Origin of the sequence: Micrococcus sp. (assembly GCF_034179925.1) — a bacterium.
In the GTDB taxonomy this organism is placed as follows: Bacteria; Actinomycetota; Actinomycetes; order Actinomycetales; family Micrococcaceae; genus Micrococcus.
In genome coordinates this window covers 31,083-51,510 of sequence record NZ_JAXFPG010000008.1, presented here as the reverse complement: position 1 = coordinate 51,510, position 20,428 = coordinate 31,083, and the positions used below count along the sequence as shown (strand labels likewise).

General features: G+C 71.9%; 18 protein-coding genes. 15 read left to right on the top strand and 3 right to left on the bottom strand.

The features are described 5' to 3' along the window. Nucleotides 1-228 precede the first annotated feature (228 nt). The 5 genes from SPI96_RS01760 (at nucleotide 229) to SPI96_RS01740 (ending at nucleotide 4,709) form a co-directional block, all read left to right on the top strand. Entirely contained in the window at nucleotides 229-870 is a 642-nt protein-coding gene (locus SPI96_RS01760; RefSeq protein ID WP_321080648.1) for an ABC transporter permease, read from the top strand. Next, nucleotides 867-1,943, top strand: a complete 1,077-nt coding sequence (locus tag SPI96_RS01755; protein ID WP_321080647.1) for an ABC transporter ATP-binding protein — start codon at nucleotides 867-869, stop codon at nucleotides 1,941-1,943. The genes SPI96_RS01760 and SPI96_RS01755 overlap by 4 nt, the downstream gene beginning before the upstream one ends. Continuing rightward, nucleotides 1,940-2,692, top strand: a complete 753-nt coding sequence (locus tag SPI96_RS01750; protein ID WP_321080646.1) for an ABC transporter permease — start codon at nucleotides 1,940-1,942, stop codon at nucleotides 2,690-2,692. The genes SPI96_RS01755 and SPI96_RS01750 overlap by 4 nt, the downstream gene beginning before the upstream one ends. Nucleotides 2,693-2,781: 89 nt before the next feature. Further along, complete coding sequence (locus SPI96_RS01745) at nucleotides 2,782-3,750, top strand: glycine betaine ABC transporter substrate-binding protein (RefSeq protein WP_414601888.1); 969 nt, start codon at nucleotides 2,782-2,784, stop codon at nucleotides 3,748-3,750. 104 nt (nucleotides 3,751-3,854) lie between these two features. Further along, nucleotides 3,855-4,709 (top strand): alpha/beta fold hydrolase, encoded by an 855-nt coding sequence (locus SPI96_RS01740; protein WP_321080644.1) that lies wholly within the window; start codon nucleotides 3,855-3,857, stop codon nucleotides 4,707-4,709. A 79-nt stretch (nucleotides 4,710-4,788) separates the two neighbouring features. Here the strand turns inward: SPI96_RS01740 and SPI96_RS01735 are convergent, their stop codons facing one another. Both SPI96_RS01735 and SPI96_RS01730 read right to left on the bottom strand, forming a co-directional pair. Then, entirely contained in the window at nucleotides 4,789-5,733 is a 945-nt protein-coding gene (locus SPI96_RS01735) for a DUF808 domain-containing protein (protein WP_321080643.1), read from the bottom strand. A gap of 174 nt (nucleotides 5,734-5,907) precedes the next feature. Next, a complete protein-coding gene (locus SPI96_RS01730; RefSeq protein WP_321080642.1) occupies nucleotides 5,908-6,426 on the bottom strand; it encodes a ferritin in 519 nt (172 codons plus the stop codon). A gap of 122 nt (nucleotides 6,427-6,548) precedes the next feature. Between SPI96_RS01730 and SPI96_RS01725 the strand changes: the two genes are divergently transcribed. Then, nucleotides 6,549-7,049: a PACE efflux transporter gene (locus SPI96_RS01725; protein WP_321080641.1), complete on the top strand. Its 501-nt coding sequence runs from the start codon at nucleotides 6,549-6,551 to the stop codon at nucleotides 7,047-7,049. Between the two features lie 64 nt (nucleotides 7,050-7,113). Here SPI96_RS01725 and SPI96_RS01720 read toward each other — a convergent pair whose 3' ends face one another. Beyond that, nucleotides 7,114-8,004: a patatin family protein gene (locus tag SPI96_RS01720; protein ID WP_321080640.1), complete on the bottom strand. Its 891-nt coding sequence runs from the start codon at nucleotides 8,002-8,004 to the stop codon at nucleotides 7,114-7,116. A gap of 91 nt (nucleotides 8,005-8,095) precedes the next feature. On the opposite strand from SPI96_RS01720, the gene SPI96_RS01715 reads away from it, so the two are divergent. The 9 genes from SPI96_RS01715 to dapC all read left to right on the top strand — a co-directional run bounded on the left by SPI96_RS01715 (nucleotide 8,096) and on the right by dapC (nucleotide 20,326). After that, on the top strand, nucleotides 8,096-9,343 hold the full coding sequence (locus SPI96_RS01715) for a S1C family serine protease (protein ID WP_321080639.1): 1,248 nt from the start codon (nucleotides 8,096-8,098) through the stop codon (nucleotides 9,341-9,343). A 211-nt stretch (nucleotides 9,344-9,554) separates the two neighbouring features. After that, nucleotides 9,555-11,435: an ABC transporter family substrate-binding protein gene (locus tag SPI96_RS01710; RefSeq protein ID WP_321080638.1), complete on the top strand. Its 1,881-nt coding sequence runs from the start codon at nucleotides 9,555-9,557 to the stop codon at nucleotides 11,433-11,435. A gap of 150 nt (nucleotides 11,436-11,585) precedes the next feature. Then, a complete protein-coding gene (locus tag SPI96_RS01705) occupies nucleotides 11,586-13,106 on the top strand; it encodes an ABC transporter permease (protein ID WP_321080637.1) in 1,521 nt (506 codons plus the stop codon). A 56-nt stretch (nucleotides 13,107-13,162) separates the two neighbouring features. Beyond that, nucleotides 13,163-14,320, top strand: coding sequence for an ABC transporter permease (locus tag SPI96_RS01700; RefSeq protein ID WP_321080651.1), 1,158 nt, complete (start codon nucleotides 13,163-13,165; stop codon nucleotides 14,318-14,320). After that, nucleotides 14,320-16,215 (top strand): ABC transporter ATP-binding protein, encoded by a 1,896-nt coding sequence (locus SPI96_RS01695; RefSeq protein ID WP_321080636.1) that lies wholly within the window; start codon nucleotides 14,320-14,322, stop codon nucleotides 16,213-16,215. Before SPI96_RS01700 ends, SPI96_RS01695 begins: the two co-directional genes overlap by 1 nt. A 135-nt stretch (nucleotides 16,216-16,350) precedes the next feature. After that, nucleotides 16,351-18,261, top strand: a complete 1,911-nt coding sequence (gene typA / locus SPI96_RS01690) for a translational GTPase TypA (RefSeq protein ID WP_321080635.1) — start codon at nucleotides 16,351-16,353, stop codon at nucleotides 18,259-18,261. Further along, complete coding sequence (locus tag SPI96_RS01685; RefSeq protein WP_321080634.1) at nucleotides 18,242-18,853, top strand: hypothetical protein; 612 nt, start codon at nucleotides 18,242-18,244, stop codon at nucleotides 18,851-18,853. The genes typA and SPI96_RS01685 overlap by 20 nt, the downstream gene beginning before the upstream one ends. Further along, the gene (gene fdxA / locus SPI96_RS01680) at nucleotides 18,850-19,176 is read left to right on the top strand and encodes a ferredoxin (RefSeq protein ID WP_321080633.1); all 327 of its coding nucleotides are present in this window, start codon (nucleotides 18,850-18,852) and stop codon (nucleotides 19,174-19,176) included. The genes SPI96_RS01685 and fdxA overlap by 4 nt, the downstream gene beginning before the upstream one ends. 4 nt (nucleotides 19,177-19,180) lie before the next feature. Then, on the top strand, nucleotides 19,181-20,326 hold the full coding sequence (dapC, locus tag SPI96_RS01675; RefSeq protein WP_321080632.1) for a succinyldiaminopimelate transaminase: 1,146 nt from the start codon (nucleotides 19,181-19,183) through the stop codon (nucleotides 20,324-20,326). Nucleotides 20,327-20,428: the final 102 nt, after the last annotated feature.

The window sequence follows — 20,428 nt, the reverse complement described above, 5'->3', positions numbered from 1 at the left end:
CCCCCCGCCGCGGGGGGGGGGGGGGGGGTTGGCGCCCCGGCCCCCCCCCGGGGGGGGGGGGGGCGCCCGCCGCGGGCGGGGCCCCCCCCCCCCGCCGTCGCATGTGCCGGGGGTCCGGCCGGGCGTGTTACGTGCTGTGTGCCCTGTGTGAAGCGGCCCTCCGCGGTATCCGAGCACGTCAGGCTAGGGTGGCCGGGCCGGCGCTGATCCATCGAGAGGGGACAGACCATGCTGGAGTTCCTGTCCTCACGGTGGGCTGACGTGCTCTTCCGTGCCTATCAGCACGGCTCGCTGGTGCTGCAGTCGGTGGCCCTGGCCACCGTCGTCGCGGTGCTGCTGGCCGTGCTCGTCACCCGCGTCCGCGCCCTGACGCCGGTCGCCAACGCCGTCTCCGCCGTGGGCCTGACGCTGCCCTCGTTCGCGCTGATCGGCCTGCTCATCCCCATCGTGGGGCTCGGCACCGTGCCGGCGGTGGCCGTCGTCGTCTTCTACGCGGTGCTTCCGGTGCTGCGGAACACCATCGTGGCCCTGCAGGGTGTGGACGCCCATGTGGTGGAGTCCGCGCGGGGGCTCGGCATGGGGCCCGTGGCCGTGTTCCTGCGCGTGGTGCTGCCGCTGGCCTGGCCCGTGATCCTCACCGGGATCCGGGTGTCCGCGCAGATGTCCATGGGCGTGGCCGCGATCGCCGCCTACGTGCTGGGCCCGGGCCTGGGCGCCTACATCTTCACGGGGTTGGCCTCCCTCGGCGGTGCGAACTCGCTGAACTACGCGCTCGTGGGCACGCTGGGGATCGTCCTGGTCGCCCTGATCGTGGACGCGCTGCTCGTCCTGCTCGGCCGTCTGACCATCTCGAAGGGAATCCGCGCATGAGCGCCACTGAGTCCGTCACCGAGACCACCCCCGAGGCCGCCGCCCCGGCGCAGCCGGTCACGGCCCACACCGGTGCCGAGATCCGCCTGGAGGCCCTCACCAAGCGCTACCCCGGCCAGGACCGCCCCGCCGTGGACGCCCTGGACCTGGTGATCCCTGCGGGGGAGACGGTCGCGTTCGTGGGCCCCTCCGGCTGCGGCAAGACCACCTCGCTGAAGATGATCAACCGCCTCATCGAGCCGACCTCCGGGGCTGTACTGATCGACGGCGAGGACGTCACCGTGAAGGACCCCACGCTGCTGCGCCGGCAGATCGGCTATGTGATCCAGGGCGGCGGGATGATGCCGCACATGAGCGTGCGGGAGAACATCGCCCTGGTGCCCCGGCTGCTGAAGTGGGACCGCCGGCGCATCGCCGAGCGTGTGGACGAGCTGCTCGAGCTGGTGGGCCTGGACCCGGCGGTCTACCGGGACCGCTACCCGCGTGAGCTCTCCGGCGGCCAGCAGCAGCGTGTGGGTGTGGCCCGCGGGCTCGCCGCCGACCCGCCTGTGCTGCTCATGGACGAGCCGTTCGGCGCGGTGGATCCGATCACCCGCCAGCGCCTCCAGGAGGAGATGCTGGATCTGCAGGCCCGCCTGCACAAGACCGTGGTGATCGTTACCCATGACGTCGAGGAGGCCGTCACCCTCGGCGACCGCGTCCTCGTGCTCGCCCCCGGCGCCCGCGTGGCCCAGTACGACCGCCCCGAGCGCATCCTGGCCGAGCCTGCGGACGAGTTCGTCGCGGACTTCGTCGGCTCCGGGGCGGTGCTCAAGCGCCTGGGCCTGCGGCGTGTGGGGGACCTGCCGCTGGGCCCAGTGGACGAGCGGTCCGTCGCCGCCGGACGCACCGGCGCGCTGCGCCCGGAAGACTCGCTCAGCGACGCCCTGGGCGCCCTCATCATGACGCCGGGCGGCACTCTCCCCGTGGTGCGCGAGGATCGCGTGCTGGGCACGCTGGACCTGCGCTCGCTGCACGCCCACCTGGCCCGGGGCGGCGCTGACGCCGCCGAGACCGGGGGAGGCCGGGCATGAGGGAGCGCTGGCGCCACGCCTCCGCCGAGGACCGCCTCCTGCTGGTCGGGCTGCCCGTGCTCGTGGCCGTCCTGCTGGGCGGCTGGAGCCTGTGGCTGGGCATCGCACCCCTGGACGACGTCGAGGCCCGCACCCTGAACTGGCCCTCCGTGCTGACCCTCGCCGGCCAGCACCTGCGCCTGGTGCTGGTGTGCTCGGCGATCGTGATGCTCACCGCGGTGCCGCTGGGGATCGCGCTGACCCGCCGCCGCGCCGGGGCCGTCGCCCCCGTGGCGATGGGCCTGGCGAACATGGGCCAGGCCGCGCCCGTGATCGGCGTGATCGTGCTGCTGGCCCTGCTGCTCGGCTTCGGCTTCTGGGTGGCGGTGCTGGCCCTGAGCGTCTACGGGTTCCTGCCCGTGCTGGCGAACACGGTGGCCGGGCTGCGCGGTGTGGACCCCCACGTGGTGGAGTCCGCGCGAGGGATGGGCATGTCCCCGCGGCAGGTGCTGCTGCGGGTCGAGCTGCCGCTGGCCGTGCCCGTGATCATGTCCGGTGTGCGCACGGCGCTCGTGCTGATGGTGGGCGCCGGGGCCTTCGCCACGTTCATCGACGCCGGCGGGCTGGGGCTGCTGATCCAGACCGGCATCGTGATGTTCCGCTACTCGATCCTCGTCTCCGGCGCCCTGCTGGTGGCCTGCCTGGCCCTGGCCGTGGAGTGGGCCGGGCGCGTCGTCGAGTTGTTCGCCGCCCCGAGGGGGATCGCATGACCACCGCAGACCGCACCACCGCCGTCACCGATCCCGGCACCCCGGCACGACGCGCGGGCCACAGACGACGCGCGGGCCTCACCGGCCGCATGGCCCGCCTGCGCCTGGCCGCCCTCGGCGTCGCCGGCGCCGCCCTGCTCTCCGGCTGCGGGCTGGGCACCGCCGGCGGCTTCATCCCCACGGGGGACCTCGCCGGGGAGGTTGCGGGCGTGGACCTGTCCGGGTCCGAGGTGGCTGTGGGCTCCAAGAACTTCAACGAGTCCGTGCTCCTGGGCAAGATGACCGTGCTGCTCGCCCAGGCCGCCGGGGCGGACGTGCAGGACCTCACCAACATGCCCGGCTCCGCCAGTGCCCGGCAGGCGCAGGTCGAGGGCCTGGTGGACGTGGAGTGGGAGTACACGGGCACCGCCTGGCTCACCTATCTCGGCCATGAGGACCCCATCCCAGACCCGCAGGCCCAGTGGGAGGCCGTGCGGGATGAGGACGCGCAGATCGGACTGACCTGGCTGCCGCCGGCCGAGCTGGACAACACCTACGCCTTCACGGTGCGCCAGGACACCGCCGAACGCCTGGGCGTGCGCTCCCTCGCGGACATCAAGGATCTGCCCGAGCAGGAGCAGACCTTCTGCGTGGACGCCGAGTTCGCCTCCCGCAACGACGGCTTCCGGCCGCTGCTGGCCGCCTATGGCCTCGGGGACCTGCCGGACAGCCGGGTGCGCATCATGGACATCGGCGCGGTGTACCAGGCCGTGGCCAACGGGGAGTGCACGTTCGGGGAGGCCTACGCCACGGACGGGCGCATCGCCGCCCTGGACCTGGCGGTGCTCGAGGACCCGCTGCCGTTCTTCCCCAGCTACAACGTGGCCCCCGTGGTGCGGGAGGAGGCGCTCGCCGAGGACCCGGAGCTGGCCGTGCTGCTCGAGGCCATGCGGGTCCGCCTGGACAACGAGACCGCCGCGGAGCTCAACGCGCGGATCGACGTCTACGGCGAGGAGCCCGTGGACGTCGCCTGGGACTGGCTCGTCGCCGAGGGCCTGCTCACCGAGCGCCAGGACTGAGCGCACCACGGCCGGCCCGGCGACCGGCCGTCGTCGTGCCCGCACCGCCCGTCGGCCCCTTTCACGCGCCGACCTGCGCGGCGGCGACCCACTACCCTGGACCGGTGACCGACCAGCCGCATGCCTCCGCCGCCCCGTCCGTTCCGCCCACCGGCGCCGACCTGTCCTCCGTGACCGTGGGGAACGGCCCCCGCCGCGTGGTGTTCATCCACGGCCTGATGGGCCGCGGACGCAACTTCACGGGGGTGGCCAAGGCTCTGGGCGGCGAGTTCAGCGTGCACCTGGTGGACCTGCCGGACCACGGCCTCTCTCCCTGGACCGACCACGTGGACTACCGCGAGATCGCGGACCGGGTGGCCGCGCACCTGCGCGCCGACTTCGCCGCCGACGGCCCCGTACACGTGCTGGGCCACTCGATGGGCGGCAAGGTCGCCATGGTGCTGGCCCTGCGCCACCCGGACCTCGTGGACCGGCTCGTGGTGGTGGACATCGCCCCGCGCCTGTCCCCGAACGCCACCGGGCAGTTCTCCCACCTGCTGGGCACCATGCTGGCCATGGACCTGGACTCCCTTCAGACCCGCGCGGACGCGGACGCGGCCATGGCCGAGCAGGTCCCCGACGAGCGCATCCGGGCGTTCCTGCTGCAGAACCTGCGCCGGGACCACGGCCGGTTCGTGTGGCAGGCGAACGTGGAGATGCTGCGGGAGAACCTCGCCGCCGTCGGTGCCTTCCCCGAGCCGGTCGTGGAGGAGGACCCGGACCGCGTGTTCGACCACCCCGTGCTGTGGCTCGGCGGCGCGGACTCGGACTACATCCAGGACAAGGACGTCCCCCAGATGAAGGCGATGTTCCCGCGCGTCGTGCGAGTGATGGTGCGCGGAGCCTCCCACTGGGTGCACGCGGACCAGCCGGCCGCGTTCGTCTCCGCGGTGGAGGCCTTCCTCACCGCCGAGGACTGACCGGCCCGGCCCCGGCCAGTACCGCCCTGGGCCAGTACCGTGCCGCGCCGGTACCGCGCAGGGCCAGCGCCGTTCGAGGTCAGTGCTGCAGGGTGCCCCGCCGGCCCCGCGCCCGGTTCACCAGGGCGACGACACCGAGCACCAGGGTGCCCCACACCAGGCCCCACACCGCGGAGGTGAGGGTCTCCACCAGCCAGGCCACGAACCCGCCGGCGGCCTCGACGGCGTGCACCACCTGGTGCTGCAGCGCGGAGAACCACGGCACGCCCAGGGCGTCGAGCTCCACGAGCACGATGTGCCCGCCCACCCAGAGCATCGCCACGGTGCCGATCACGGTGATGGCCTTCAGCACGCCCGGCATCGCCTTGACGAGGCCCCGGCCGAAGGCGCGGGCCCCGGAGCTGGAGGCACGGCGGTTGAGTGCCATGCCAGCGTCGTCCATCTTCACGATCAGTGCGACCACGCCGTACACGCCGGCGGTGATGGCCAGGGCGACGACGACCAGGATCGCCAGCTGCTGCCAGAACCCTTCGGTGGCCACCTCGTTCATGGAGATGACCATGATCTCCAGGGAGAGGATGAAGTCCGTGGTCACGGCCCCGCGGACCACCTTGTCCTCGGCCTCCGGGCCCTGCTCCACGGCCGGGGTCTGCTCGGCGGGGTGGTGGTGGCCGGTGAGCACACCCCACACCTTGTGGGCGCCCTCGTAGGCCAGGTAGGTGCCGCCGGCCAGCAGCAGCCAGGGCAGCACCCAGGGGGCCAGCCAATTCAGCAGCAGCAGCGCGGGCAGGATGATCAGCAGCTTGTTGCGCAGGGAGCCCTTGACGATCCGCCAGATCATCGGCAGTTCGCGCTCGACTCGCGCGCCGGTGAGGTACTGGGGGGTGACGGCGGCATCGTCCACGACGACGCCGGCCGCCTTCGCGCTGGCCTTCGCCGCACCGGCGGCGACGTCGTCGACGCTCGCGGCGGCCATGCGTGCCAGGGCGGCGACGTCGTCGAGCAGGGCGACAAGACCACTCATGGGGGGCTCCTCGGGGGATCGGGGCAGGGTGTCGGGCTCGCGCCGACCGGGCGGCGCGGAGTCGAGCATAATCGCGCCGCCCCCGCAGGTCGGGTCTGACCTGCGGGGGCGGGGCACGACGTCGGCGCAGGGCTCACGCGCGGAGCGTGCGGGCCCGGCCGCTGAGACGGTGGCTCAGGCCTCGTTCTCGGTGGTCTCTGCGGGGCGCTGGGCGAGGCGGGCGTCGATGCGGAGCACGCCGGAGCCGTCGTCGCCCACGCGCTCGAGCTGGCCGCGGATCTCGCCGACTGTGGCCTCCTCCTCGATCTGCTCCTCCAGGAACCAGTTCAGCAGCGGCCGGGAGGAGAGGTCCCCGGCGGCGTCGCAGGCGCGGTAGAGCTCACGGATGGCCTCGGAGACCTTCTGCTCATGCTTGAGGGCGGCGTCGAAGATCTGCACGGGGGTGAGCTCGGAGTCGACCCCGGGGGCGGCGATGGCACCGATGCGGGCGTCCCCGCCGCGGTCCACCACATGGTCGATGAACTTGTTGGCGTGCACGATCTCCTCGTCCGCCTGGTGGCGCAACCACTCGGCCATGCCGGAGAGGTCCTGGGCGTCCGCGGCGATCGCCAGCTGGCGGTACACCATGGAGGCCTCGAGCTCGAGGGTGATCTGCTTGTTGAACTTCTCGATGAGATCCGCGGTGAAAGTCATGCCCTCACTGTAGGACCCCTTCCTTCATGCCAGCAGGGTGTGGCCGCCCACTGTGCCGCAGGGGCTCACGCTCTGAGCGCACGCGCCGCCCCGCCCGGCCGGTCCCGGGCGAGGATGGGGGCATGAACCGCACCGACCCCGCGCCTGCCGTGCCCCGCGGGCCCGGCGGGCGCCGAGCCCTGGCCGGCCGTCCCGTGTTCCGTTCCTCCCTGCAGCGCAGGGTGGTGTACGCCGTGGTGTTCGAGCTGCTGGCCATCGCCTTCACCACGGGCATCCTGGCCGCGCTGGGCAACTCCGGGGGCCCCTCGCTGGTGGTGGCCGTGGTGTCCTCGGCGGTCGCGCTCGTGTGGAACATCGTCTACAACGGGCTGTTCGAGTCGCTCGAACGGCGGTTCGGCATCGAGGGTCGCCCGTGGTGGGTGCGCGTGGTGCACGCCGTGGGCTTCGAAGGCGGCCTGCTGCTGTTCCTGGTCCCGGCGGTGGCGCTGGTGCTGGGGGTGGGCCTGAGGGAAGCGCTGCTCATCGAGGCCGGGCTCCTGGTGTTCTTCCTCGTCTACGCCGCCGTGTACGCGTACATGTTCGACGCCGTCTTCGGTCTGCCGTCCCAGAGCGTGCGCGCCTGAGCCGATCGCCCCGGCGGAGGGGCCCGGCCCCGCGGACTCGATCACTCCGGCGGAGCAGCCGGCCTCACACGCCGAGGAACGCGCGGATCGCCGGCATCTCGCGGCGCACCTGCGCCAGGCCCAGCTCATGGGCGGCGGCCAGCCGTGCCACCGAGCGCTCCCCGTTGCGCACGGGCATCACCTCCGGGACGAACAGGTAGGCCCGCCCCTCGCGCTCCATCTCGAACAGGCGCTCGCGGGTCGCGTTGTAGCGCCGCCATCGGGTGAGCAGGGCCTCGGCCACGGCCGGGTGACGGCGGAACAGGTGCTGGTACACGGAGGGGAAGCGTTCGGGTGCCTTCACGTAGGAGCGTTCACGGGTCATCACCACGAGCATCCGTTCATATCCGGCGTCCTCAGCGGCGGTCACGGGGATGCCGCCGTCGACGCCGAGCGCCCCGTCCACGTACACCGTGCCCTCCGCGTGGACGGGGGGCATGAGCAGCGGCATGGTGGAGGAGGCGCGCACCCGCACCATGAGTTCGGGCAGGGTCTGCATGTCCTCGCGGGTCCACCAGCGGGTCCGCCCGGTGCGGGCGTCGAATCCGGCGAGCACCACGGCGGCGGGGTTGGCCTGGAAGGTGGCGAAGTCGAAGGGCAGGTCCGCCTCGGGCAGTCCGGCGTGCTCGTAGATGTACTCGGCGTTGAACAGACCCTTGCCGCGCAGGAAGGTGCGCCAGTCGCCGAACCGGGGGTCCTCGGCGAAGTCCACGAAGGAGCGCCGGGCACGCTCCGGGTCCCGGGCCACGTAGTTGACGGTGTTGGAGGCCCCGGCGGAGACGCCGGCCACGAAGTCCATATGGATGCGCTCGCGCAGCAGCTCGGCCACCACGGCGGAGGTGAGGGAGGCGCGCATCCCGCCGCCTTCGAACAGCAGGGCGGTGTCCGTCACGGTGGACGTCAGGGTCTGCTCCAAGGCCGCCTCCGGGTCACGGTGCGCCGCCGCCGGCAGAGGCGGGGCGGGGACGCGTGCGGCCGCGTCCTGCGGACATCCTAGGCTGTGGGCCATGCCGTCGATTCCCCCGAATCCCGCTTCCCCGGAGGGCTGGCCGCCGTCCGGCTGGCCGTCTCGCCGCGAGCGTCCGCGGCGTTCCCCGCTGCTGACCCTGATCTCCGTGCTGGGGGTGCTGGGGGCCCTGGTGCTCGCGGGGGGACTCGCGCTGCTCGTGGTCGGGCGCCTCACGGCTGTCGCGGCCGGGTCGGGCTCGGCCGCCTCCACCGCCTCCCGTTCCGCCGGTGCCGTGGCCGCCGAGGCCGACGCCGGCGAGCTCGCCCGCAGTCTGGAGCGCGCCCATGCGGGGGTGCAGGTGGACTGGAGTGCTGCCCCGGCCGGCGTCCTGGACGGGCTGGACCCGGGGGAGCGGGTGGACCGTGCCCCGGGTGTGCTGATCGTGGAGACCCTGCTGGGCCCCATGATGGGCACCGGGACGGGCATCACCCTCACCCCGGACGGGCTGGCCGTCACCAACTACCACGTGGTGGAGGACTCCTCGGAGGTGTTCGTCACTGTGGCGGACACGGGCCGGCGCCACACGGCCGTGGTGCTGGGCCGGGACGCCGAGCACGACATCGCCGTGCTGCAGATCGAGGGTGCCGTGGACCTGCCGACCGTGAGCGTGTCCCTGACTCCGCCGGTGCGCGGGGACGAGGTGGCCGCCGTCGGCAACGGCGGCGGCCAGGGATACCTGACGGCTGTGCGGGGCGAGGTGCTCGGGGTGGACCGCTCGATCATGGCTGCCTCGGAGGGCTCGGACGACTACGCGCGCCTGACGGGCCTGGTGCAGACCGAGGCCGACGTGGTGGCCGGGTACTCCGGTGGGCCGGTGGTGGACCGCGACGGGCAGGTGGTGGCCGTGACGGTGGCCGCGAGCGACGGCACCACGGCGGCGGAGGTGGACGGCTTCGCGATCCCGCTGGCGGTGGCGTTCGGGGTGGTGGAGCAGGTGCTCTCGGGGGAGGAGACCGACACCGTGAGCATCGGCACCGACGGCGCCCTGGGCATCACGGTGACCGGCGTGGACGGCGTGGTCGAGGTCTGGGAGGTGGCCCCCGGCTCCGCCGCGGAGAGGATCGGCCTGGCCCCTGGAGACGTCGTGGTGGCGATCGAGGGGCGCCGGGTGGGCGGCAACGCCTCGGCCATGTCGCGGATGGTGAACGACCGCAACGTGGGAGACCGCATCAGCGTCACCTGGCGCACGCCGGACGGTGTGGAGCGCACCGCGGAGGCCGTGCTGCAGGAGGCCGTGGTCAACTGACGTGGTGTTTCCCGGAGGCAGGCCACTGTGCCCCCTGCGCCTGGAGACTCCCTGGTAAACATCTTCCAGTTGGCCAGGTTTTGTGGATACAGTGTCGTCCATCTCACGGAGGGGAGGGTGTCAAGCCCCTCCGGAGGTCGCCTCACCCGGCGCTGCTGGGCGGCTCGGGCGGGGCGCGCCTTGCACCTTCACATGAACGGAAGTGACGTCCATGAAGAACCCCAAGCTCTCCGCTGCTGCCGCGCTCGCCTTCGGCTCGGCACTCGTGCTCTCGGCCTGCGCCCCCGCCGGCCCCGCCTCCAACGGCGGTGACTCCCAGGGCGGCTCCCAGGCCGGCGGCTCCGCCGGCTCCGGCGAGGTCCTCACCGGGGACAAGGGCGAGAAGCTCACCGCCCCGGTCGACGGCCCCGGCCTGGCGGACCTCGGCGATGTCCAGACCCAGGACGGCTCCGTGTCCTACTCCGTGGGCGCGGACGACTTCCTCTCCTACAACGGTGTCCAGGACAACACGTACACCACGTACAACTCGGCCGTGACGGACCGCCTGTTCTCCGGGTTCTACTACTTCGGCACCGACGGCACGATCATCCACAACGACGAGTTCGGCTCCTACGAGAAGATCTCGGACGACCCGCTGAAGGTGAAGTACACCATCAACGAGGACGCCAAGTGGTCCGACGGCACCCCCGTCACCGCCGCGGACTTCATTATGCGCTGGGCTGCCAACAACCCGGAGATCCAGAACCCCGCGGGCAAGGTGGACCCGGAGACCGGCAAGAAGCCGCCGCTGTTCACCACCATCACCACCGAGTGGGGCAAGTACATCCCCGACGCCCCCGAGGGCGACCCGAACGGCAAGGAGTTCACGGTCACCTACGCCGAGCCCTACGCCGACTGGGAGATCCTGATCGACACCGCCCTCCCGGCCCACGTGATGGCCAAGGAGTCCGGCGTGTCCATGGAGGACATGATCGCCGCGGCCAAGGCCGAGGACGCCGCCAAGCTGGCCCCCGTGGCCAAGTTCTGGAACGAGGGCTGGGACTTCACCCCGGGCCAGCTGCCCGACGCCTCCCTCATCCCCTCCATGGGCCCGTACAAGCTCAAGGAGAACGGCTGGCAGGCCGGCAACTCGATCACCCTCGAGGCCAACGACCAGTACTGGGGCACCCCGGCGGCCACCCGTGAGCTCGTGATCAAGTTCGCCGCTCCGGAGACCCACGTCCAGGCCCTGCAGAACAAGGAGCTCGACGTCATCGAGCCCCAGGCCACGGTGGACACCGTCAACCAGGTCAACGCCATCGGCGACTCCGTGAACCTCCAGACCGGCGACCAGCTCACCTGGGAGCACCTGGACTTCAACCGCGGTACGGGCTCCGTGTTCGCCGACAGCCCGGAGCTGCGCGAGGCCTTCGCCCTGTGCGTGCCCCGCCAGGAGATCGTGGACAAGCTGATCAAGCCGATCTACCCCGAGGCGCAGGTCATGAACGCCCGCGAGGTGTTCCCCTTCCAGGACCACTACCAGGAGGTCGTGGACGCGGCCTACCCGAAGGAGATGGACCAGCCGAACCTGGAGAAGGCCAAGCAGCTCGTGGAGCAGTCCGGCGTCTCCAACCCGACCGTGCGCCTGAGCTACCAGGCCGGCAACGAGCGTCGCGCCCAGACCGTGGCCGCCATCAAGGCCTCGTGCGACCAGGCCGGCTTCAACATCCAGGACACCAACAGCCAGACCTTCTTCAAGTCGGTCATGCCGAACGGCGACTACGACGTCGCGCTGTACGCGTGGTCCGGCTCCGGCCAGAAGGCCTCCGGCGCGAACATCTACCAGAGCGACGGCCAGCAGAACCAGCAGTCCTACTCCAACAAGACCGTGGACGAGGCCTGGGACAAGCTCGCCCGCACGCTCGACGAGAAGGAGCAGCTGGAGCAGGTCAAGGTCATCGAGAAGGCCCTCTGGGAGGACTTCCAGGCCATCCCGCTCTACGCGCACCCGGGCGTCGTGGCCCACCAGGCCGACCTGGCCAACGTGCGCGACACCGCCACCCAGACCGGTGCCCTGTGGAACGTGGAGCAGTGGGTGCGCGTCGCCCAGTGATGCCCGCATGACCCCCGCGGCCGCCGGGTGCCTTCCGGATCCGGCGGCCGCGGACCGGCGTCGGGCCTGACCGTCCTGGTCGGGCCCGGCGCCGTGCCGGTCGCCCTCCCCACCTCCTCCACTCCTCCGCGCGGAAGGTCACCCCCCGCTGTGTTGACATTCATTCTCAAGCGCCTGGGCAGCTCTGTGCTGGTCCTCTTCGGCGCGTCCATCCTGCTGTTCTTCCTCGTGGTCCACTCGGGTGACCCCCTGTGGGATCTGCGCGAGTCGCAGGCCACCAACCGTGACCAGCTGATCGCCAGCCGCGTCTCGAACATGAACCTCGACGAGCCCTGGTACGTCCGCTACGGGCTGTGGCTCAAGGGCCTCGCCGGGTATCTCGTCGGCCAGGGCTCGCTCGGCACCAACGTCACCGGCCAGCAGGTCGGCGACCTGCTCTCCAACGCCGCCAGCTCCACGCTGCGCCTCGTGGTGCTCGCCACGGTGCTGGCCATCGTCATCGGCGTGGCGATCGGCATCATCACGGCGATCCGCCAGTACTCCGGCCTCGACTACGCCGTCACGTTCTTGATCTTCCTGTTCTTCTCCCTGCCCGTGTTCTGGGCCGCCGTGCTCCTGAAGGAGTACATCGCGATCGGCTTCAACAACTGGATCGCCCAGCCCACCATGAACTGGCCGCTGACCATCCTGCTGGCGGTCCTGATCGGCCTGGCCCTGCAGGCGGCGATGGCCGGCTCTCCGGCCCGCCGCGCCTTCACGTTCCTGGCCACCGTCGCGGTGATCGTCCTGGGCGGGTACCTGATGTTCGCGCTGGACCTGTGGCGCAACCCCCGCATGGGCCCGCTCGTGCAGCTGCTGATCGGCCTGGCCGTCGCGGTGGGCGCCACCGCCCTCGTGGCCGGGCTGCGCAACCGCTCGGTGCTCAAGGCCGCCCTTGCCACGGCGGCGGTGGGCATGGTGGCCTACTACGCCACCTACACCCCGCTGTATTCGAGCCCCTCGGCCCTGCTGATCGCCGGGCTCGGCGTGATCGCCGTGCTCGTGGCCCTCGTGGCCGGGCGCCTGCTGGGCGGCTTCTCCAAGGGTGCGGCCACCTCGGCCTCCCTGGCCACCGCCGTCGTGATGGGCGTGTCCATCTTGACCGAGCACATGATGAACTTCTGGCCGGCCCTGATGCGCGTGAAGCCCCGCCCGATCTCCACCATCGGCTCGGAGACGCCCAACCTGCGCGGTGACTTCTGGGTCCAGTTCCTGGACAAGGGCACGCAGCTGCTGCTGCCGACCATCCTGCTGACCATCATCTCGGTGGCCACCTACTCCCGGTACACGCGCTCCTCGATGCTCGAGGTCTCCCGCCAGGACTACATCCGCACCGCCCGTGCCAAGGGCCTGGGGGAACGGCAGGTGATCCTCAAGCACGCCTTCCGCAACTCGCTGATCCCGATCACCACCATCATGGCCTTCGACTTCGCCGGCCTGATCGGCGGCGCCGTGATCACCGAGCGCGTGTTCGGCTGGAAGGGCATGGGTGAGCTGTTCGCCACCGGTCTGCACGCCGTGGACCCGGCCCCCGTGATGGCGTTCTTCCTCGTCACCGGCACCGCGGCCGTCCTGATGAACCTCCTGGCGGACATCATGTACGCCGTCCTCGACCCCCGGATTCGAGTGTGATCCCCGTGAGCTCCACCGCACAGAACACCCAGACGACGGCGGCCGGGCCGGCCGTCGTGGACCTCGCCGAAGCCGAGGATCTCAAGCTCGCCCAGAAGACCGGGAAGTCCTATTCGCAGGGCGCCCTGGTGCGCAAGCGCTTCTTTCGCCACAAGGCGGCGATGGCCTCGCTGGTCGTGCTGGGCCTCGTGACCCTCATGGCCTTCACATCGATCGGCTTCGCCGGGATCCCCGGCTGGTGGGGGAAGTCCTATGTGGACGCGGGCACGGTCGTCAACGGCGGCCAGCCGACCCTCTCGCTGGTGCCGCAGTTCCTCGGCGGCGAAGGCCTGCGCTGGGGGGAGCACCCCTTCGGCCAGGACTCGATCGGCAAGGACTACTTCGCGCTCGTGATGCGCGGCACCCAGCAGTCCATGATCATCGCGTTCGTCGTCGGCCTGGTCTCCACCGTGCTCGGCGCGCTCGTGGGCGCGGTGTCCGCGTACTTCGGCGGCTGGGTCGACTCGATCCTCATGCGCCTGACGGACCTGATCATCGTGATCCCGCTGCTCGTGTTCGCCGCCGTGCTGGGGCAGATGGCCTCGGGGGCGGACCTCGGCATCCTGCCGCTGGCCCTCGTGCTCGGCGCGGTCTCCTGGACCTCGCTGGCCCGTCTGGTGCGCGGTGAGATCCTCTCCCTCCGGGAGAAGGAGTTCGTGGCGGCCGCCGTGGCCATGGGCGCCAAGCCGGGGCGCATCATCGCCCGCCACCTGCTGCCGAACACGATCGGCGTGATCGTGGTGAACGCGACCTTCGCGATCGCCGGTGCCGTGCTTCTGGAGACCTCGCTCTCCTTCCTCGGCTTCGGCGTGCAGGCGCCGGACTCCTCGCTGGGCCTGCTGATCAACCAGTACCAGAACGCGTTCACCACCCGCCCCTGGCTGTTCTGGTGGCCGGGCCTGATGATCCTCGCGATCGCCCTGTCCGTGAACTTCCTCGGCGACGGCCTGCGTGACGCGTTCGACCCGCGCCAGGGCGGTGGACACCGTCCGCGGCGCGGCCTGTTCGGCCTGGGCCGCAAGGCCTCCGCCACCGACGCCGGCGCCACCACGGCCGGGGGCCTGGCCACCGCGCCGACCGTGGCCCGCACGGACGAGCCCGTGGATCCGAACACCCGCCCCACGCAGCCCCACAACACCTCCGGCTTCGGCGCCGGCGGCGGACAGGGGATCTGATGAGCGCGCACACGAATGAGGGGAAGGACCGCGAGATGGTCGAGAAGAACCAGGACGACGCCGCCCTGCGCGCCCGTGCCGAGGCCCTGCCCGGCTCGTCCGGGGAGCCGGTCCCCGGCCCCGCGGACGAGCCGGTCCGGACGCACGGGACCGCCGTCCCCGCCCCCGTGGCCGGCCCGGCCACGCAGTCCATCGGTGTGGTGCGCCGCCACGATGACCTCGACGGAGAGCCGGTGCTCGCCTTCGAGGACGTGAACGTGCGCTTCGCCACCGAGTTCGGCTCGGTGCACGCGGTCAAGGGTGTCACCTTCGACATCAAGCCCGGTGAGGTCGTCGCCCTCGTGGGCGAGTCCGGCTCGGGCAAGTCCGTGACCAGCGCCACCGCCATGGGCCTGCTGCCGGCCAACGCGGACATCACCGGCTCCGTCCGGCTGGCCGGCCGCGAGGTCCTGGAGATGGGCCCGGGACAGCTGCGCGGCATCCGGGGGCAGGAGGTGGCCATGGTGTTCCAGGAGCCCATGACCGCCCTGAACCCGGTGCTGACCGTGGGCGACCAGCTCACCGAGGCGCTGCAGATTCACGGGATCGCCTACGGCACCGAGGCGGATAAGAAGGCCGTCGAGCTGCTCACCATGGTGGGCATCCCCGACGCCGCCAACCGCCTCAAGCAGTACCCGCACCAGTTCTCCGGCGGCCAGCGCCAGCGCATCGTGATCGCCATGGCGATCAGCTGCTCGCCCAAGGTGATCATCGCGGACGAGCCGACCACCGCCCTGGACGTCACCGTGCAGGCGGAGATCCTCGAGCTGCTGCGCTCCCTGAAGAACAAGATGAACACCGGCATCCTGCTCATCACGCACAACATGGGCGTGGTGGCGGACATGGCAGACCGCGTGTGCGTCATGCTCCACGGCGAGATGGTGGAGTCCGGCACGGTGCACCAGGTGCTCCAGCACCCGCAGCACCCCTACACGCAGAAGCTGCTGGCCTCGGTGCCGCGGCTGGGCGAGACCTTCGAGGTGGCCGAGCCGGCGCCCGTCACCTCCACACAGTCCGCGGTGAAGTACGCGATCGAGGCCGAGGACCTCTGCATCGAGTACAACCACCGCGGCAAGCGCAACCGTGTGGTGCACGATGTCAGCTTCTCCGTGGCCCCAGGCGAGATCCTGGGCCTGGTGGGGGAGTCCGGCTCCGGCAAGTCGACCATCGCCAAGGCCGTGCTCGGCCTGCTGCCGGTGGCCGAGGGGTCGCTGCGCCTGCAGGGTCAGGACGTCCCGTCCCTGCCCAAGGCGGAGCAGCGGCGGCTGCGCCGGAAGATCGGCGTGGTCTTCCAGGACCCGGCCGCCTCGCTGGACCCGCGCTTCCCGATCGGCGACATCATCACCGAGCCGATGGTCGTGCACGGGGTGGGGGACCGGCGCTCGCGCCTGGCCCGGGCCGAAGAGCTGCTGGATGCCGTGCGTCTGCCGCGCGACGTCGTCAACCGGTTCCCGCACGAGCTCTCCGGTGGTCAGCGTCAGCGCGTGTCCATCGCCCGGGCCCTCACCCTGGACCCGGAGGTGCTGATCGCGGACGAGCCCACCTCGGCGCTGGACGTGTCCGTTCAGGCCGCCGTGCTGGACATGTTCGCTGAGCTGCAGAGCCGCTACGAGTTCGCGTGCCTGTTCGTGTCCCACGACCTCGCGGTGGTGGACATGCTGGCCCACAAGGTGCTGGTCCTCAAGGACGGGCGCCAGGTGGAGCAAGGCCCCTCCTCGCGGGTGCTGCACCGGCCGCAGGCCGAGTACACCCGGCGGCTGATCGCGGCCGCCCCGGTGCCGGACCCGGACCAGCAGGCCGAGCGGCGCCAGGCGCGGCGCGAGCTGCTGGCCTCCCTGGGCGAGGGCGTGTACTGACCCCGGGCCTGCACTGACCCGCGGTCCGCGGGATCACACCCAGCCCGACGACGGCGGCCCCGGCGCGTACAATCGCACCGGGGCCGCCGTCGTGCGTGGGCCCCGCACTCCTCTGCCTCAACCGACAGGACCCCCATGAGCTCGACCGAGACCCGCCGCTCCGATCTGCGCAACGTGGCCATCGTGGCCCACGTGGACCACGGCAAGACCACGCTCGTGGACGCCATGCTCCAGCAGACCGGCGCCTTCTCGACCCACGGGGATGTCGCTGAGCGCGTCATGGACTCGGGCGACCTCGAGAAGGAGAAGGGCATCACGATCCTGGCCAAGAACACCACGGTGTTCTACTCCGGCCCGTCCGCCCCCGAGGGTGAGACCGTCATCATCAACGTGATCGACACCCCCGGCCACGCCGACTTCGGCGGCGAGGTGGAGCGCGGCCTGTCCATGGTGGACGGCGTCGTCCTCCTCGTGGACGCCTCCGAGGGCCCGCTGCCCCAGACCCGCTTCGTGCTGCGCAAGGCCCTGGCCGCCAAGCTGCCCGTGGTGCTCGTGGTCAACAAGACCGACCGCCCGGACGCCCGCATCGACGGCGTCGTCTCCGACTCCATGGACCTGCTGCTCGGCCTGGCCTCCGACCTCGCCGAGGAGGTCGAGGACCTCGACCTCGACTCCGTGCTGGACGTGCCCGTGGTGTTCGCCTCCGGCAAGGCCGGCCGCGCCTCCCTCGAGCAGCCCGCGGACGGCGCCCTGCCGGAGTCCGAGGACCTCGAGCCCCTGTTCAAGGTGATCATGGAGCACATCCCGGCCCCGGCCTACACCGAGGGCGAGGTCCTGCAGGCCCACGTGACCAACCTGGACGCCTCCCCGTTCCTGGGCCGTCTGGCCCTGCTGCGCATCTTCAACGGCACCCTGCGCAAGGGCCAGCAGGTGGCCTGGGCCCGCCAGGACGGCACCATCAAGCCCGTCAAGATCACCGAGCTGCTCGCCACCAAGGGCCTCGAGCGCGTCCCGGCCGAGGAGGCCGGGCCCGGTGAGATCGTGGCCGTCGCCGGCATCGAGGACATCATGATCGGCGAGACCCTCACGGACGCCGAGAACCCGAAGCCGCTGCCGCTGATCACGGTGGACGACCCGGCCATCTCCATGACCGTCGGGATCAACACCTCCCCGCTGGCCGGCCGCGTCAAGGGCGCCAAGGTCACCGCGCGCCAGGTGAAGGACCGCCTGGACAAGGAGCTCATCGGCAACGTGTCCCTGAAGGTGCTCCCCACCGAGCGCCCGGACGCGTGGGAGGTGCAGGGCCGCGGCGAGCTCGCCCTGGCGATCCTCGTCGAGCAGATGCGCCGTGAAGGCTTCGAGCTCACCGTGGGCAAGCCGCAGGTGGTCACCAAGACCATCGACGGCAAGCTGCACGAGCCGATGGAGAACATGACCCTGGACATCCCCGAGGAGTTCATGGGCGCCGTCACGCAGCTCATGGCCGCCCGCAAGGGCCGGATGCAGGAGATGTCCAACCATGGCACCGGCTGGATCCGCATGCAGTTCCTGGTCCCGGCCCGTGGCCTGATCGGCTTCCGCACCCGCTTCCTCACCGACACCCGCGGCGCGGGCATCGCCTCCTCCTACTCTGCCGGCTACGAGCCGTGGACCGGGGAGATCGAGTACCGCACCAACGGCTCGCTCGTGGCCGACCGCGCCGGCACCGCCACCCCCTTCGCCATGATCAACCTGCAGGAGCGCGGCACGTTCTTCGTGCAGCCCGGCGCCGAGGTGTACGAGGGCATGATCGTCGGCGAGAACTCCCGCGCGGACGACATGGACGTGAACATCACCAAGGAGAAGAAGCTCACCAACATGCGTGCGGCCTCCTCCGAGTCCTTCGAGGGCCTGACGCCGCCGCGCCGCCTCACCCTGGAGGAGTCCCTCGAGTTCGCCCGCGAGGACGAGTGCGTGGAGATCACCCCGGAGGACATCCGCATCCGCAAGGTCATCCTCGACGCGAACGAGCGTCTCAAGGCGGCCCGTGCCCGCGCTCGGGCCTGATCGGCTCCGCCGGGACGACGCCGGCCCGGCCGGGGCGGCGCGTCCTGCCGAGTCGGCCGGGCCCCGCCCGGCCCGAGGGCCCCGGCCGCGTGCCGGGGCCCTCGGCGGCCTGCTGCTCGGCCTCGGCGCCGGTGCCCTGGGCACCGGCGTGCACCTCGGCCTGATCGCCCTGCCCGGCGGCGGCGCCCTGCCCTGGGGCGTGGTGCTGGCCCTCGTGCTCACCGGCTCCACCCAGTGGTGGTGGACCCGGCGCACCGCCGAGCGCGGCGGGGCGCCGATCGCCGCCGGGGCCGGCGTCGTGGTGGGGGCCTTCACCGCGGTGCTGGCCCTGTACCGTCTGCCGGCCGCGGACCGGCTCGGCCTGCCGTGGACCCCGGCCGTGGCCCAGGCGATGCCGGTGGCGTTCACCGCCTCGGTCGCCTGGGTGGTGGGGGTGCTCGTGCTCGGGCTGGTGCTGCTGGCCCTGGCCGCGCGTCGTCCGCTGCCCGGCCCCCGCAGCGCCGCCGCAGCCCCGGGGCGGCCCCGCCGAGCGAGTACCCTGGGGGCGAACCCCCAACCCGTGCCTGTCAGAGAGGTGGACGGTCAGTCATGACCTATGTGATCGCGTTGCCGTGTGTGGATGTCAAGGACAAGGCGTGCATCGACGAGTGCCCCGTGGACTGCATTTACGAGGGCGAGCGCACCCTGTACATCCACCCGGACGAGTGCGTGGACTGCGGAGCCTGCGAGCCCGTGTGCCCCGTGGAGGCCATCTACTACGAGGACGACGTCCCCGAGGAGTGGGCCGACTACTACAAGGCGAACGTCGAGTTCTTCGACGACCTCGGCTCCCCGGGCGGCGCCGCCAAGATGGGGAAGATCGCCAAGGACCACCCGCTGATCGCCGCGCTGCCCCCGCGGGGCGAGGGCGCCTGAGCCCATGCTGACGCTCCCGGACTACCCGTGGGACACGCTCACCCCCTACCGTGAGCGGGCCGCCGCGCACCCCGACGGCGCCGTGGACCTGTCCATCGGCACCCCCGTGGACCCCACCCCCGCCCTGATCCGGGACGCGCTCACGCAGGCCGCGGACTCCCACGGCTACCCCACCACCCACGGCACCGCGGTGCTGCGCCGGGCCGTGACCGACTGGTTCGCCCGCCGCCGCGGTGTGCCGGGCCTGGACCCGGCCGCCGTGCTGCCCACCGTGGGCTCCAAGGAGCTCATCGCCTGGCTGCCCACCCTGATGGGCCTGGGCGCCGGGGACGTGGTGGTCCACCCGGCCACCGCGTACCCCACCTACGCCATCGGCGCCCGGATCGCCGGGGCCGAGGCGGTCGCCGCGGACACCCTCGCCGAGCTCGACGGCGACGTCCGCGCCCGCGTGCGCCTGGTGTGGACGAACTCCCCGGCCAACCCCACCGGCGCCGTGCTGGACGCCCCCGCGCTGAGGGCCCTCGTGGACGACGCCCGTGCCCTCGGGGCTGTGGTGTGCGGCGACGAGTGCTACGCCGAGCTCGGCTGGGACGCCTGGGAGGATCGCCCGGTGCCGTGCATCCTCTCCGAGGAGGTCTCCGGCGGCGACCTCACCGGCCTGCTGAGCGTGTACTCGCTGTCCAAGCAGTCCAACCTGGCCGGCTACCGGGCCGCGTTCACCGCGGGGGACCCCGCGCTGGTCTCAGCCCTGCTGAACACCCGCAAGCACGCTGGGATGATCGTCCCCGGGCCCGTGCAGCACGCCATGGCCGTGGCCCTGGCGGACGACGCCCACGTGGCCGAGCAGAAGGCCCTGTACCGGAGCCGCCGCGCGCGGCTGCTGCCGGCCCTGCGCGGGGCCGGGCTCGCCGTGGACCACTCCGAGGCCGGGCTGTACCTGTGGGCGCGCCGCGCGGACCTGGACCCGGCCTCCGCCACGGAGCAGGACTCCTGGGACCTGCTGGGGCGCCTGGCGGACCTCGGCCTCGTGGCCGGCCCCGGCGTGTTCTACGGCACCGCCGGCAACGGGTATGTGCGGGTGGCCCTGACGGCCTCCGACGCGGACGTCGACCGGGCCGTGGCCCGGCTGCGCGGCTCAGAGCGGGCCTGAACGCCCCACGTCGGGTAGGGTGACCGCGACCACGTCGGGTGAGCTGCGTCACGAACGTAACAGTGGGGCAACGGCACGCACCTCCATGCGGCGCACGCCGCC